The sequence below is a fragment of the Nostoc sp. genome (genome assembly GCF_036916985.1).
In the GTDB taxonomy this organism is placed as follows: domain Bacteria; phylum Cyanobacteriota; class Cyanobacteriia; order Cyanobacteriales; family Nostocaceae; genus Nostoc.
In genome coordinates this window covers 88,335-103,158 of record NZ_JBALFD010000096.1, presented here as the reverse complement: position 1 = coordinate 103,158, position 14,824 = coordinate 88,335, and the positions used below count along the sequence as shown (strand labels likewise).

Annotated in this window: 12 protein-coding genes and 1 tRNA gene; 7 read left to right on the top strand and 6 right to left on the bottom strand. The window is 42.4% G+C overall.

The genetic code is table 11. The features are described 5' to 3' along the window. The first annotated feature begins 27 nt into the window (after window positions 1–27). Complete coding sequence (gene dhaL, locus V7L07_RS31415) at window positions 28–663, top strand: dihydroxyacetone kinase subunit DhaL (protein WP_335063334.1); 636 nt, start codon at window positions 28–30, stop codon at window positions 661–663. A 219-nt stretch (window positions 664–882) separates the two neighbouring features. Here the strand turns inward: dhaL and V7L07_RS31410 are convergent, their stop codons facing one another. Further along, window positions 883–1,503 carry a hypothetical protein gene (locus tag V7L07_RS31410; protein WP_335063332.1) on the bottom strand — a complete coding sequence of 207 codons (621 nt, stop codon included), beginning with the start codon at window positions 1,501–1,503 and terminating at the stop codon, window positions 883–885. Window positions 1,504–1,723: 220 nt separating this feature from the next. After that, the gene (locus tag V7L07_RS31405; RefSeq protein WP_335063330.1) at window positions 1,724–4,030 is read right to left on the bottom strand and encodes an IMS domain-containing protein; all 2,307 of its coding nucleotides are present in this window, start codon (window positions 4,028–4,030) and stop codon (window positions 1,724–1,726) included. A gap of 873 nt (window positions 4,031–4,903) precedes the next feature. On the opposite strand from V7L07_RS31405, the gene pdhA reads away from it, so the two are divergent. The 5 genes from pdhA (at window position 4,904) to V7L07_RS31380 (ending at window position 9,288) form a co-directional block, all read left to right on the top strand. After that, on the top strand, window positions 4,904–5,938 hold the full coding sequence (gene pdhA / locus V7L07_RS31400) for a pyruvate dehydrogenase (acetyl-transferring) E1 component subunit alpha (protein ID WP_334731591.1): 1,035 nt from the start codon (window positions 4,904–4,906) through the stop codon (window positions 5,936–5,938). A gap of 100 nt (window positions 5,939–6,038) precedes the next feature. Continuing rightward, window positions 6,039–6,908 carry an aldose epimerase family protein gene (locus V7L07_RS31395; RefSeq protein ID WP_335063328.1) on the top strand — a complete coding sequence of 290 codons (870 nt, stop codon included), beginning with the start codon at window positions 6,039–6,041 and terminating at the stop codon, window positions 6,906–6,908. Between the two features lie 61 nt (window positions 6,909–6,969). Continuing rightward, window positions 6,970–7,041, top strand: a tRNA-Lys gene (locus V7L07_RS31390). Between the two features lie 322 nt (window positions 7,042–7,363). After that, entirely contained in the window at window positions 7,364–8,443 is a 1,080-nt protein-coding gene (fba, locus tag V7L07_RS31385) for a class II fructose-bisphosphate aldolase (protein ID WP_094346179.1), read from the top strand. 473 nt (window positions 8,444–8,916) lie between these two features. Further along, window positions 8,917–9,288 carry a DUF2237 family protein gene (locus V7L07_RS31380; RefSeq protein ID WP_334777383.1) on the top strand — a complete coding sequence of 124 codons (372 nt, stop codon included), beginning with the start codon at window positions 8,917–8,919 and terminating at the stop codon, window positions 9,286–9,288. A gap of 115 nt (window positions 9,289–9,403) precedes the next feature. Here V7L07_RS31380 and V7L07_RS31375 read toward each other — a convergent pair whose 3' ends face one another. From V7L07_RS31375 to V7L07_RS31360, 4 genes are all read right to left on the bottom strand, one after another. Then, window positions 9,404–11,524 (bottom strand): hybrid sensor histidine kinase/response regulator, encoded by a 2,121-nt coding sequence (locus V7L07_RS31375; RefSeq protein WP_335063327.1) that lies wholly within the window; start codon window positions 11,522–11,524, stop codon window positions 9,404–9,406. Between the two features lie 4 nt (window positions 11,525–11,528). After that, window positions 11,529–12,101, bottom strand: coding sequence for a chemotaxis protein CheB (locus V7L07_RS31370; protein WP_335063325.1), 573 nt, complete (start codon window positions 12,099–12,101; stop codon window positions 11,529–11,531). A gap of 128 nt (window positions 12,102–12,229) precedes the next feature. Next, window positions 12,230–12,310 carry a hypothetical protein gene (locus V7L07_RS31365; protein ID WP_335063369.1) on the bottom strand — a complete coding sequence of 27 codons (81 nt, stop codon included), beginning with the start codon at window positions 12,308–12,310 and terminating at the stop codon, window positions 12,230–12,232. A gap of 120 nt (window positions 12,311–12,430) precedes the next feature. Beyond that, window positions 12,431–13,948, bottom strand: coding sequence for an ABC transporter permease subunit (locus V7L07_RS31360; protein WP_335063323.1), 1,518 nt, complete (start codon window positions 13,946–13,948; stop codon window positions 12,431–12,433). A gap of 80 nt (window positions 13,949–14,028) precedes the next feature. Between V7L07_RS31360 and V7L07_RS31355 the strand changes: the two genes are divergently transcribed. Beyond that, complete coding sequence (locus V7L07_RS31355) at window positions 14,029–14,784, top strand: amino acid ABC transporter ATP-binding protein (RefSeq protein WP_334777377.1); 756 nt, start codon at window positions 14,029–14,031, stop codon at window positions 14,782–14,784. Window positions 14,785–14,824: the final 40 nt, after the last annotated feature.

Here is a 14,824-nt window from a genome sequence, read left to right as displayed (position 1 = left end):
TTCGAGCGTCATTACGAATTACGAATTATGTTGAGTCAAACGCAGATATTGCAATGGTTACAGGCTTATGCAAGCGAGATAGAGCAGAATAAAGCATATTTGACAGAATTAGATGCTGCGATCGGAGATGCTGACCACGGGATCAATATGGATCGCGGCTTCAAAAAGGTAAGTGCTCAGTTACCAACTATTACAGACAAGGACATCAGCAGCATTTTCAAAGCTGTGAGTATGACCTTAATTTCTTCAATTGGCGGTGCTAGTGGCCCTCTTTATGGCACCTGGTTTTTACGAGCCAGTACAGCAGTAGTTGGTAAGCATGAATTAACAGAACAAGATGTTTTAGGAATACTCCAAGCAGGCTTAGACGGGGTGCTACAACGCGGCAAAGCGCAACTAGGAGACAAAACGATGATTGATGTGCTATCTCCGGCTGTAGCCGCTTTTAGGCAGGCTGTAGAAGAAAATAAGAGGACGCTGGAAGCTATGCAAAAGGCTGTAGCAGCAGCCCAAAGTGGGTTGCAGGAAACTATACCAATGCAGGCGAAAAAGGGACGGGCTAGCTACCTGGGTGAACGGAGTATTGGACATCAAGATCCAGGAGGGACTTCTGCTTATTTGATGTTGAAGAGTTTACTAGGGGTGTTAGAAAGTTCTGAGTAATATCAAGTTCGGGTAATTAGTTATGATTCCCATCCATAGTCATTGCACCCCACCTCGCTTATGGGGAGAGGTTCTTGATAGCTACTATTAAAAGGAAAATAAAAACCAATACAGTTCAGTTAAACTTCTCTTCCCTCGTGTCCTCTGCGTCCTTTGCATTTCGTAAAAAATCACTTTGACAAAGAGTAAAGCCTTAACTGAACCGGATTGAAATAAAGACTATTTCTCTGTTCTTACTTTGAGATTCAGAAGTTGAAGTAGATTTTGAAGCTTGATATTATTCCAACTCAAAGCTACTGAAGTTTCAATAGTTAAATTTCCTTGTTTAAGGTTAGTAATCAAAGTAGAACCATTTTCAAGACTATAGAAGAGGTCATCTAAAAGCTGCAATTGATTTCGAGCAAGAGTATAGTAAACCTTATCATTTTCAATTCTAACCTCTTTTGGTAAAGCTTCATTGGGAAGTTTACCTCCTAAAAATGTTTTCCAACCTGCAATGAGGTAACGATAAACAATGGATTCAGTATCAAATTCAGGAGGTTTTAATAAGCGAAGTTCCCCTTCAAGATAATCTTCATTAAGAGTTATTTTCTCAGGAGTAAAATGTAATTTTACTTGAATTTTATTGTATTCTATTGTTGCAATAAGTCCCTCTTCAGAGTGTGGTTTTAGACTTTTTAATTGCTCAACTCTAGATTCAGCTTGTTGACAGAGAAGTAAAACCATTTTTTTGGTCAAAGTCAACTGTTTAGCACCTGAGCTAAATATAATATATTCTTCTAGGCTTCTTTTTATAAATTGCCTAGACTCCTGAAACGCTGCTGCAATCTTTCCAAACATAATGCTCTTCGAGGAATATTTAGGCTTCTATTTATAAGTATTCCCACAGAATTCAGTGAAATCACCATAATCGGACGACGATTTATGGGAATTAGCTTTCTCAACCTATACAAATTTGTCTTGTTATATTGTTGATTTGTCAGATTACTGAATTATTAAAGTCTTCTAAACTCCAGTTTAGCGCAGAGCTAAGTTATAGAGATAACTTCAAAATTCCAACTTATCTAATTATCTGATTCACAACAGACGCACTCTGAATACGCCACTTACCTCGTTCTCGAATCAAATCATACCTAACTCGCAAATTCTCGTTAGAAGACTTTTGAAACTGACCATTTTCATATAACTGTGTCGCTTCCTTCACCGTAGCTACCACTGCGGCACGATCTGCAAATAACTCAATTTTCTCTACAGATTCCACCTTCAGACTATGATCGTATTTGCGATAGCGGTTGTCTGTCTTATCTTGTTGAGCAATGAGCCGCCATTGAGACAAAGCGGAACCAGTTAAAATATTCTCTAAATTATTAATCTTATGATTCGGCCCTAAAGCTTCGGCTTTGGTAGATAGCCAATTCTGAATAACTTCTTCTGCAGTTGCATCTGTTAAAGGGCCATCTGTTGGTTGTGGTTTACTATCGGGGCCGGGAATAAGTGTTGGTGGTTCATTTATTTGTATAAACAACTGTGAAGGAGGTGCATTTCGTGTAGGAAAAAACAGATTTTTTAACCATCCAAAAGTTGTAGTGGCTAACACCCAGAAAACTAATAGACTCACCAAAGAAATAAATACTCTCCATACCAGCCGTGTTTTCCCTTCGATGGTGTTAGCAAAGGTTCGCCGCCGCCGGGGACGACGAGAATGAGGGCGATTATCTGGTACACGTACTCGGCTAGCAGATGGAGTTGGTTTTCTCCGGCGACGCTTTTGATTATGACTGGGTGCAGCACTTTTAGCTGAACCATTCAAATGCTCCTTTGTGCCTCTGCTCATCCGTTCAGCAGCAGGAACCTCTGATTTTACACTCTCTGATGAATTCCATATAGGTGGTGAGAAATTTGAATATTCGGGTATTTCTTTTGTTGGTGTTTCTGGCAAATCTAGGTCAGGTGTTCTGCTGTGATTAAATTTCCCTGAATTCCTAGTTGAATTGTTAGGGAAAGGCGAATTATTTGTCTGCGGCTTAGGAAAATATTGGGGGTTAATTACAGCCCATTCATTAGTTGTTTCTGCATCCGTTGGCAGTGCTTCTAAATAAGCTTGTACCTGTTGGTTCGCAAAGTAATCTTTTAGAAAAGCTTGCTGGTTTGCTAAATCTCGAAAATGGGGAAATACTTCGTGTTGCAACCACTGTTCTGCATATAGACACAGCCCTGGTAACAAATCTGGAGAGTCTTGAGATTTTTCGCGAATAAAAGCTAAAGCTTCGTACTCTTGACTAAGTTCTAAAACACGGGTTGCTTCTTCAGTTTGTCCTAAGAGTAAAGCACATAGCGACTGTTCTAAATGTACATCTTGGCGCTTACCCAGACGTATGAGCATTTGCCTTGCTTGACGAATTAAAGCCGGTTGCCGTTGAGCAAATCCCCGTGCTATCAAGGCATAAACAGCTAAGTAAGTGGCAACAGCAGAATTACGTTTGCTTTGGGCTTCAAATAACTTGTGCTGTTCTGCGACTGTTAAGTGGTTGCGTAACTGCTGGATAAAACGCAGAAAGTCATCTATATTTAAACCAGAATCATCATTGTTCGTGCCATCAATCCCGCCACGATCTTCTAAGAGATTTTGTAATAATTCTAAACCTTGGCTGCGTTCGGCAGTTTTTTCTTGAGGCAGTGCCAACAACTCCAAAATTCGATATGGCCGCAATTTGTAAAGATCCGCCTGAATTTCCGCCTGGACACTTGAGAATAATCCTTCGCGTACTAACAGTTCTTGACCAGTTTCTAGAGATATGGCGGCATTTTCGTAGTGACCTTGCTGCCACTGTTCGCGACCTAATTCTAGACAAGCAAGGGCAACAGTGAGAACAACATCGGGATGTTCAGCACTTTCGTGTATTTCTTCGTCTGCTAAATTATTGCTTTTTCTTGCACTTGTAGCACCATTTTTATTTACCAGGTACGGACGACCTAGTTTTAGTACAAGTTCGTATTCCCCCAACTCCTGCAAAATTAATAAAGCGCCAACTAATTCGTCTTGGGTAATTTCGATACCCAGACTTTGGATGTCACTACCCCGTTTGGTGCTTTCTGGACGATTTTCCAGTGCTACTGCGGCAGCAGCAAGGTTATCAGGGTCATAGGCATGAGCAAGATAAAGCTGATCGTAGGTACTGCGTTGTTTTGGATCTGATAAAACCACGTAAGCTTCTTCTATGAGTTGTTTACGAGAAGAAATTGCTGCCTGAGAATACTCACGTCTAGGCAATTGTACAATGCGATCGCTGTATGCCTGCCGCAATTGTTCTTCACTTGCCGCTAACGGTAGTCCTAAAATTCGGTAGTAATCTAGCGGAATTCGCACAGCCTACTTCCCCTGCACCGTGATCAACATAATTCACCTAGAGCGTTCCAGGCCTGTAAAACCGTGCCATAACAGTGCCGTATAGAATTTACTCTACAAGTGTATATTGCAACAACTTGTTTTGTACCTTCCCGAAATTTTGAGTCACATTCTAGTACTAATTTTTTGTTTTCGCCTAGAAAGCCTCAATTTTTTGTCTTATTTCTTAGTATTTTTGTTTAACACAACTATTATCAGCCTTCGATATCACAAACCACAACTACCGCTTTTAATCACGGCATAAATGTTGTGGTTGCAAGAATCTATTGATAATTGATTTTTTCGGGACTTTCCCAGTAGAGGGTAACAAAAATACCACTATTGGGGATTAGACCCTGATAACAGGAGAAGCAAATCATATCATAATTAACCTTTAATTACAATTACCAATTTGGGTACAAAGACTTTTGCTTCTTTTTTTAAATTGTTAATGGATATGCAGAAAGCAGCCTATCTTGATTGCTAGTGTATGAAGGGGAATATTTAGGAGTGCTGAGTTCTGAGTTCTAAGTTATGAGTTCTGAGTAAGACGTAATACTTGTGAATCTTTTTACTCAGCACTCGTTACTCAGCACTCAGCACTCTTTAGGTGAGAGAGAAAAACCCAAAGCGGTAAATATTGCCGTTAGAGTCAAATCCTCACGGGGCATGGGCTGAAAAGTTAAAAATCAAAAATTAAAACTTCAGCTATTCCCTAAGACCCTTTTTTGGTGCATAAATAAAGTTTGATTGTTGAGTCTTGCAAACGCTAGCCTGTTAAAAGCTGAGTTGTTATCAGACCAACTTATTTTAAGACCGTAACTTTAAGTTGTACAACAGGGATACTCAAAAATAATGGTTCAAGAGCGTACTTTACCCACATTTAATCCTGCTACTACGCACATTACGAAGGAAGAAGGGTTACGGTTGTATGAGGACATGGTATTAGGACGCTTGTTTGAAGACAAGTGCGCTGAAATGTACTACAGGGGCAAAATGTTTGGTTTTGTCCATTTGTACAACGGTCAAGAAGCCGTTTGTAGTGGTGTTGTCCAGTCAATGCGACCAGGTGAAGATTACGTTTGTAGTACTTACCGCGACCACGTTCATGCTCTAAGTGCGGGTGTACCAGCAAAAGAGGTAATGGCAGAATTATTTGGCAAAGCCACAGGTTGCAGCAAAGGGCGCGGTGGTTCCATGCACATGTTTTCTGCCGAACATCGCTTGCTAGGTGGCTACGCTTTTGTGGCTGAGGGAATTCCTGTAGCCGCTGGAGCGGCTTTTCAAAGCAAATACCGCCGCGAAGTGCTGGGAGACGAAAGTGCTGACCAAGTGACAGCTTGCTTTTTTGGCGACGGTGCAGCTAACAACGGTCAGTTTTTCGAGACGTTAAATATGGCAGCCCTCTGGAAACTGCCAATTCTGTTTGTGGTCGAAAATAATAAGTGGGCCATTGGGATGTCTCACGAACGAGCCACTTCCCAGCCAGAGATTTATAAAAAAGCCAGTGTGTTTAACATGGTGGGCGTAGAAGTCGATGGTATGGATGTACTAGCAGTAAGAGCAGTGGCTCAAGAAGCTGTAGCCCGTGCCCGTGCAGGTGAAGGCCCAACATTAATTGAAGCACTTACCTACCGCTTCCGGGGTCATTCCTTGGCAGACCCAGATGAAATGCGAAGCAAAGCGGAGAAAGAATTTTGGTTTGCCCGTGACCCAATTAAGAAGTTAGCAGCTTATTTACTAGAGCAAAATCTGGCGGATGAGCAAGAGATTAAAGCCATTGACCGCAAAATTCAGGATGTAATCGACGAGGCTGTTAAGTTCGCCGAAAGCAGCCCTGAACCAGATCCTAGCGAGTTATATCGTTTCGTGTTTGCAGAAGACGAATAAACAGTGCTGAGTTATGAGTGCTGAGTGCTGAGTATTTTTTATTCTGCTCAGGACTCAGCACTAGGTACTCAGCACTCCACTATACCCAGGACTAAAATTTGTGTTTAGCATTGCAGTTCAACAGCAACAGTACAAAACCTATATTCTTTCTGACGAAGCCGCTGGTTCTCAGTTGGAAGTCGTACCCGAACGTGGTGGGATCATCACTCGTTGGCGCATTCAAGGGCAAGAAATTTTCTACCTGGATACTGAACGCTTTACTAATCCTGAGTTGAGTGTCAGAGGTGGGAATCCAATTTTGTTTCCTATTTGTGGCAATCTACCAGATAATACTTACACTCATAACGGTCAAAAATATACTCTCAAGCAACACGGTTTTGCTCGTGAATTGCCGTGGTCAGCAACAGAACAAAAAACTAAAGATCAAGCTAGTCTGACTGTTGTTCTGAATAGCAATGAGCAAACCAAGGCAGTTTATCCTTTTGATTTTCAGCTGGCTTTCACCTACGAACTTCAAGGTAATACCTTAGAAGTCCGTCAGCAGTATAAAAACTTGTCATCCACACCAATGCCCTTTTCGGCTGGTTTCCATCCGTACTTTCTGTGTGGTGATAAAACTCAGTTAAAGCTTGAAATTCCCTCTCAGCAGTATCAAGACAATCAAACTAAAGAATTTCACTCCTTTGACGGCAATTTTGACTTTAGTCGTGATGAAATTGATTTTGCCTTTGGACAGTTAACGAGTCAATCGGCAACTGCGATAGATCGCAGCCGGAAGTTAAAACTCACCCTGGATTATGATGATTTCTCTACCTACCTGGTATTTTGGACAGTCAAAGGCAAAGAATTCTACTGTCTAGAGCCGTGGAGTGCCACCCGTAACTCTCTCAATACTGGTGATAACCTGACTGTGTTAGCACCAGGAGCTAGCCACACTGCATCTGTAAGGTTAACTGCAAATTTTTTCTAAATACCTTTACAAATCTACAGATGTTTGTGCTATGATGGCAAAGTTGCGAAACGCAGCGAAAGGGTCGCTAACTCAACGGTAGAGTACTCGGCTTTTAACCGATTAGTTCCGGGTTCGAATCCCGGGCGACCCATATAGAAATTTATTGGATCAAATAAAGAGGCGATCGCTACTCTTGATAATTTTAGTAAAAAGCATTTGGGATACTGGGCTACCAAAGCTACTAGTTATAGGGTAGCTAAATGTACAGCAGTAAGGAGCGTGTATGGGGCATAGTACAGCAGTAGGGAGCAAGTATAGGACTTTTTTATAGTAACTATGACGTAAAGTTTTTCAACATAGACACACGACACTAGTTATAATTTCCTATAAGTTGAAAAAACTCTTAAGATTTAGCGTAATCATTACGCTTCTCTCAGACCGATTAGCTGACAACCACATTAGGAGGACTATCTATGGCGCTTGTACCACTGCGGCTGCTGTTGGATCACGCAGCTGAAAACGGTTACGGCATCCCAGCTTTCAACGTTAACAATTTGGAGCAGATTCAGGCAATCCTGAAGGCTGCTGTCGAGACAGATAGCCCCGTAATTTTGCAAGCTTCACGCGGCGCTCGTGCTTATGCTGGAGAAAACTTCTTGCGCCACCTGATTTTGGCAGCAGTAGAAACCTATCCTCACATTCCCATTGTCATGCACCAAGATCATGGGAATGCTCCTGCTACCTGCTACTCAGCAATTAAGAACAACTTCACCAGCGTGATGATGGATGGTTCTTTAGAAGCTGATGCTAAGACTCCCGCTAGCTTCGAGTACAACGTTAATGTTACCCGCGAAGTTGTAAATGTAGCTCATGCTTTGGGTGTCAGCGTTGAAGGTGAACTCGGTTGTTTGGGTTCTCTGGAAACTGGTGCTGGTGAAGCTGAAGATGGTCACGGGTTTGAAGGTACACTCGACCACTCTCAACTGCTAACCGACCCCGATGAAGCTGTTGACTTCGTAGAAGCAACCCAAGTAGATGCTTTGGCTGTTGCCATTGGCACTAGCCACGGTGCTTACAAGTTTACCCGCAAGCCGACAGGTGAAATTTTGGCAATCAGCCGCATTGAAGAAATTCACCGCCGTCTGCCTAACACCCACTTGGTAATGCACGGTTCTTCTTCTGTACCTGAAGATTTGCTAGCACTGATTAACCAGTATGGTGGTGCAATTCCTGAAACCTACGGTGTACCTGTAGAAGAAATCCAAAAAGGTATTAAGAGTGGTGTACGGAAAGTAAATATCGACACCGACAACCGTTTGGCTATTACTGCTGCTGTTCGTGAAGCTTTGGCTAAAAAACCAGAGGAGTTTGACCCCCGTCACTTCCTCAAGCCTTCGATTACATACATGCAGAAGGTTTGTGCTGAACGCTATCAGCAATTTGGCACAGCTGGCAACGCTAGCAAGATTAAGCAAATTTCTTTGGAAGATTTTGCTGCTAAGTATGCTAAAGGTGAACTCAACGTTGTTACCAAAGCAGCTGCTAAAGTTTAATTTTGACAGCTAATAAATAGGGGGATAGCGCTGCTCATAGGTGTCAACTTAACGTTAAAAGGGCGGTTAGAAACCGCACGCCAGGTGCTTCAAGTCGGCGGAGCCGCCCAACGCACTGGCTCGTCTACACAGACGAAACCCGCCTGCGCGGGTTAAAAATATTAATTTTCTCTTACTCCTCGCAGGCGGACTTTGTTTGTGTAGCCGCGAATTCCATTCGCCCAGGCTTAAGTTGACACCAATGAGCGCTGCTATGCTCTTAAAAAACTGAGGATTGTCAGAAACCGGGTGTTTACCCGGTTTTTTGTTTTATTTGCAAAATAAATTGATGTTTAAAGTGGCTAATCTTCTGTTTCGGGAGTTATCAAGAGCGATCGCGCTTAGTTCCTCATTGAGTAATTAAAATTTACCCTCAAAACTCTAAACTATTGAGAGGTTGTTCAAATTCCTCAATAGTTTAAAGTGAATTAACTATGACAGACGCTAAAAATGTAATTGATGGAAACCTAGAAGCTTGTTGTACTTCTCCCGTGACAGGATTTTACCGCGACGGTTTTTGTCGTACAGGTGGTCAAGATTTCGGATCGCATGTCGTATGTGCCCAAGTAACACCAGAATTCCTGGAGTTTACCAAATCGCGGGGAAACGACCTTAGCACAGCTGTTCCTGATTTTAATTTTCCTGGATTGAAGCCTGGCGATCGCTGGTGTTTGTGTGCTTCTCGCTGGCAAGAAGCTCTCGAAGCTGGCGTTGCCCCACCCGTAATACTTTCAGCAACCCATGCCAGGGCGTTGGAAGTGGTTTCTCTAGACGAACTGAAAAAACACGCTCTAACTTTGTCTTGATTGGGCATTGGGCATTGAAAAGAGGCAGAGGGGAGGGGTGCTGTTCTTGCTGAGGGGAAAACTTTTCTCCCTTGCTCCCTGCTCCCTTGCTTCTTCCCCAGTCCCCAATTCCAAATCAATTCACTGGAACTTCCAGTGGCAGTTTTAATACATTGGCGACCGCAGCAATCAATTTATTAGGGTCAATTGGCTTAGATACATGCTGCTGAAATCCTGCTGAAAGCGCTTCTAAGCGGTCTTCTTCTCGCGTATATGCTGTTAACGCGATCGCTGGGATGCATCCGCCTTTTTCTGGTTCTAAAGAGCGTAGTTTTCTAATTAGTGTATAACCATCTTGCTCTGACATACCGATGTCGCTAATCAGGATATCTGGTTTTGCCTGCTCAAGTACTACTAGGGCTTCATCAACTGATGCTACCGCAGTGGCAAAAGCCCCATATTCCTCAAACATAAAACTGAGAAAGTTACGGGTATCTGTCTCATCATCTACAACTAAAACTCTTAATCCAGCAAGGGGCGTAGATGCTACAGGGGAGGAAATTTTTCCTGTCGCTTCCCTATTTTCCCTATTGTCTTGTAGCAATGGTAGTCTCACCGTAAAGGTTGCTCCTTGTCCACTACCTGAACTTTGAGCAAAGATTGTACCCTTATGCAGTTCTACTAGATGACGGACGATCGCGAGTCCTAGTCCTAAGCCGTTGTGCGATCGCGTTGTGGTACTGTCTGCTTGGCGAAAACGTTCAAATACTTTGGGTAAAAACTCAGAACTGATACCAATGCCTGTATCGATAACTTGGATTTGAGCATACTGGGATTTGGAATTTGGAATTTTAGATTTTAGACTACTACTTTCATCAGTGTTTGAAGAGTCTAAATTTTCACTATCAGATCCCAATCCAAAATCTGAAATCGAAAATCCAAAATAGGTTGACAGCTTAACCTCCACTCTGCCACCTTTAGGGGTAAATTTAATGGCATTAGTTAGTAGATTCCAAACTATTTGCTGTAAACGGGCTGGATCGCCATAAACTGACCCGACCGTTGTATCCAGGATAGTATTTAATTGAATATCTTTTGGTTCCGCTAGGGGACGCACTGCCTCTAAAGCTGCCTCCATCACCGAGATTAGATTCACCGCAGATACGTTTAACCGCAACTGACCACGGATAATCCGGGATACATCCAAGATATCCTCAATTAGCTGCATCTGAGATATGGCGTTGCGTTCGATCGCCTCCAAGGCGCGGGAAGTGGCTTTGTCATCAAGTTTCTTGGCGCGGAGGATTTTTGACCAGCCAAGCATCGAGGTAAGAGGTGTGCGAAGTTCGTGGGAGAGAACAGCCAGAAACTCATCTTTCATCCGATTTGCCGCTTCTGCTTCTTGTCTAGCGGTCTGTTCTCGAATTACTTGAGCGCGGACTTCTTCTGCTTGTTTGCGTTCAGTGATATCTTCAAGAGTGCCTACATATCCCAGCAATTCTCCTTGACTGGAAAGCATCGGTGATGAGCGGACTTGAACCCAACGGATGCTAGTTTGAGTAGTTTGAAAGCGAAATTCTTCTGAGTAGTCCCGACCTTCGCAAATGTAAGCAGACCAACTGGCGATCGCTCGTTCTCTATCTTCTGGATGAACAGATTCCAACCATCTCTTTTCTAAACTTTCTGCCGCTATCAAGCCACAAATTGCCTGATAGCGGGGATTAGTATATTTACAGTTGCCTTCAGTATCAGTTTCAAAAATGCCGACTGGTGAGCAGGTACTTAGCGATCGGAACCGTTCTTCACTTTGTCTGAGTTCGGTATTCACAGCTACCAGCTGCGCTGCTTGTTGCTTGACGGCTTCTGTTTTCTTAAAAAGTTCTACGAATACTGTGACTTTAGAAGTCAAGATATTGGGATCTAATGGTTTGAGCAAATAATCAACTGCACCCAAGGCATAGCCTTTAAACAGCATTTGGTCACTGGTGCTAAAAGCGGTGAGAAAGATAATTGGAGTGTGACGCGATCGCCCCCGATTGCGAATGAGGGTAGCAGTTTCAAAGCCATCCATCCCAGGCATTTGCACATCTAGCAAAATCACTGCAAAGTCTTGATGCAGCAGACACCGCAAAGCTTCTTCCCCAGCAGTAGCTCTCACAAGATTTTCCCCTAGTTTTTCTAGGATTGCCTCTAGTGCCAACAAATTTTCTAGTTTATCATCCACTAGGAGGATGTTGACTTTGGGTTCCATCTGCATCGGTTTATTTCTGTGATGAATGACAAAGTTTAACCATCTGAGAAGCAATGTTTGAGAGTGTCAAAATCCAGTCTACTGTAACAGCAGAAATTGCTGCTTCTGGCATAATGTCGCTCTCTGCCGTGGTAGGTTCTTGTACAATAGTAATTCCTCCCCGTGCTTTTATTTTCTTAAGGCCCTGCATACCATCTTGGTTGGCTCCTGTCAATATTACACCAATAACTTCCTCTGTGTAGACATCGGCTGCCGACTCAAACAGCACATCAATAGACGGTCGGGCATAAGAAACAGGCTCATCAGTCGAAAGGGCAAAGTGACCTGGTTCAACCAGTAAGTGATAATCTGCTGGAGCTATGTAGATATATCCTGTTAGTATTTCGTCCTTGTCTTCCACTTCGCGAATTTTCAACAAAGTAGATTCTTGTAATAACTCTTGGAGTGTGTTATTAGACTCTTTGTGACGGTGTTGCACGATCGCGATCGGCACAGGAAAATCTACTGGTAAATTCCCCAGGATAATTTTCAATGCTGATAATCCGCCTAAAGAAGTACCAATTACTACAATTTTAAACGACACTTATTTCGCCCTAACACCTGCGGAATGTGGTTTACATAAATGGCAAAGGCTCTTGCATCCTGAATCAATCAGTATTTTCTTGGTTCTTTGCCCTTACCAGTCACTCATGTTTAGGTGCAAAATCATTGCTATGAGAAACAACAAGATTTGCAACACCACAATGCAACCCCAGTTGCACCATTGATATGATAGCTGATGTAAGTACCCATAACACGAGAAAATACTCCAGATGCCATTGCGATTATTATCATCTATCCGAAACTATCTGTTAATAAATAAGCTGTTTTTTCTAATCTGTTCAGGTGCTAACACACCTTAATGAAAAATTATTAGGTATCATATTTCTTCTGGTTTTTAACTGGATTCATCCACACTTCTAAGCGACTAAACGCCTGTGAAGAAAGTAAGGTCAAACATAAATAAACCACCGCTACACCTGCGTAAATTTCAAAAGCACGATAATTGTCAGCAACAATTAACTGCCCTTTACGTAGTAATTCCTCAAAACCAATTACAGAAACTAAGCTAGTATCTTTCAATAAACTGATAAACTCATTACCTAAAGGTGGAATCATCCGCCGAAAAGCTTGGGGAAAGATGACATAAATCGTGGTTTGTGTAGAACTTAAACCTAATGATTGTGCTGCTTCTGCTTGTCCTGTTTCAATCGATTGAATTCCAGCACGGACAACTTCGGCAATGTATGCAGCACTATTCAAACTTAAGGCAATTACCCCAGCAGTGAGACGATCGAAAGTAAAAGTCAAACCAAGTTCTTGCAAAATTGCAGGTAATCCAAAGTAAATCATAAAAATTTGTACTAACAAAGGCGTTCCCCGGAAAAAATCTACATACGCCCTCGCCACCCAACGCACAGGCGCAATATGGGAAAGGCGAACAATACCAATCAGGGAACCGCCAATTAAACCAAATACTACAGAAAGTATCGTCAATTGCAATGTTACCAATGCACCCTGCAATAGACTTGGTAAAGCCTGCAAAATCACGCCAATTGAAGTTAATATTTTAGGCGCGCCAGCGTTATTTTGATTTTCAAATGGCGATTTAGTTGGTAATAGAGGTGGTTCAACTTTAAACCATTTTTGATAAATTTGGGAATAAGTACCATTTTTTAACACCCTATCTAAACCATTATTTATTAATGCTAAATTCGGTGAATTTTTAGCTGTAGCAATCCCGTAAAACTCCTCCGTCAGCAATTGCTGTACTACTTTAATTCCCTGGAGATTGTCCGTATTAATTGCATATAAAGTAACAGGTGCATCATTAATTACCGCATCCACATTACCATTGGACAATTCTTGCAGGGCTAAAGGCGCAGAATCAAAACTACGAATTTGTACCCCAGGAATACTCTTAGCCTTTGCAGCCCCAGTTGTACCAATTTGTACCGCAATTTTTTTATTTTTGAGACTGTCAAAACCAGTAATATCTTGATTATCTGTGCGAATTGCGATCGCTAACCCAGCCTTAAAATAAGGGTGGGAAAAAGAAACAGTCTTCGCCCTCTCCTCTGTAATCGTGATCGAACTAATGGCCGCATCTACAGTTTTGGCTGCTAAAGCTGGGATAATGCCATCAAAAGGCAGACTTTGAAAATTCACTTTAAAGTTAGCAGCAGTAGCGATCGCATTCATTAAATCAATCGAAAAACCCTGCAACTCACCACCTTGCCCTTTAAACTCAAAAGGTGGAAACGCAGGTTCCGTAGCAACCCGCAGAGTTTTCCCCGCGCTAGAGTTCACAGCACAGCTAACCAGTAACAAACAGCTAAAACTTATAACTAGAAATAAGTGCAGCCAACGGATAAAACCAAATTTAACCATATTATTTTCTCTCTCCCTCTACGCTCTCTGCGGTAGCCTGAAAACCTTACAATCAACTGTAAAGCAGCTTAATACAAGTAATGAACAATACCATCCCTGCGATTATTTTTGACAATATCGAAAAAAACTTTGGTTCCCTGAAAGTTCTCAAAGGAATCACCGGCGAAATCAACCGGGGAGAAGTCGTTGCAGTTATCGGTTCTTCTGGCTGTGGTAAAAGTACCCTACTACGCTGCTTCAATCGCCTAGAAACCATTGACAACGGGCGTTTAATCATCAACGGAATCAACTTATCTAGGCCCACTGTCAACTATAGCCAACTGCGACAACTACGAACACAAGTAGGCATGGTTTTCCAGCAATTCAACCTGTTTCCCCATCTCAGCGTCCTAGAAAATATGACACTCGCACCTCGGAAAGTATTGGGTAAAACACCGAAAGAAAGCGCCCAACTAGCGAGATTATATTTAGAAAAAGTTGGCTTATCTGAAAAAGCCTCTGCTTATCCCGAACAACTTTCTGGCGGACAAAAGCAACGAGTAGCGATCGCCCGCAGTTTATGTATGAATCCCCAAGTTATGCTATTTGACGAACCTACCAGCGCCCTAGATCCTGAACTCGTCGGCGAAGTTTTGCAAGTGATGCAGCAATTAGCCGCAGAAGGGATGACAATGGTGGTTGTCACTCATGAAATGCAGTTTGCAAAAGAAGTAGCCCATCAGGTGATATTTTTAGATAAAGGTATTGTGACAGAACAAGGCCCAGCTTACGAAGTACTGACTAATCCTCAAAGCGATCGCCTACGTATTTTCCTCAGTCGCCTCAACGTTAGATAGTTAGGAGTTTGGAGTTAAAGACTTCTTTTGCACTCATAAC

Bases quoted from the DNA above. Each gene is read 5' to 3' on its own strand.
- V7L07_RS31355 (WP_334777377.1), top strand. From the start codon at position 14,029: ATGAACAATACCATCCCTGCGATTATTTTTGACAATATCGAAAAAAAC.
- fba (WP_094346179.1), top strand. From the start codon at position 7,364: ATGGCGCTTGTACCACTGCGGCTGCTGTTGGATCACGCAGCTGAAAAC.
- V7L07_RS31375 (WP_335063327.1), bottom strand. From the start codon at position 11,524: ATGCAGATGGAACCCAAAGTCAACATCCTCCTAGTGGATGATAAACTA.
- V7L07_RS31360 (WP_335063323.1), bottom strand. From the start codon at position 13,948: ATGGTTAAATTTGGTTTTATCCGTTGGCTGCACTTATTTCTAGTTATA.
- V7L07_RS31365 (WP_335063369.1), bottom strand. From the start codon at position 12,310: ATGGGTACTTACATCAGCTATCATATCAATGGTGCAACTGGGGTTGCA.
- pdhA (WP_334731591.1), top strand. From the start codon at position 4,904: ATGGTTCAAGAGCGTACTTTACCCACATTTAATCCTGCTACTACGCAC.
- V7L07_RS31380 (WP_334777383.1), top strand. From the start codon at position 8,917: ATGACAGACGCTAAAAATGTAATTGATGGAAACCTAGAAGCTTGTTGT.
- dhaL (WP_335063334.1), top strand. From the start codon at position 28: ATGTTGAGTCAAACGCAGATATTGCAATGGTTACAGGCTTATGCAAGC.
- V7L07_RS31410 (WP_335063332.1), bottom strand. From the start codon at position 1,503: ATGTTTGGAAAGATTGCAGCAGCGTTTCAGGAGTCTAGGCAATTTATA.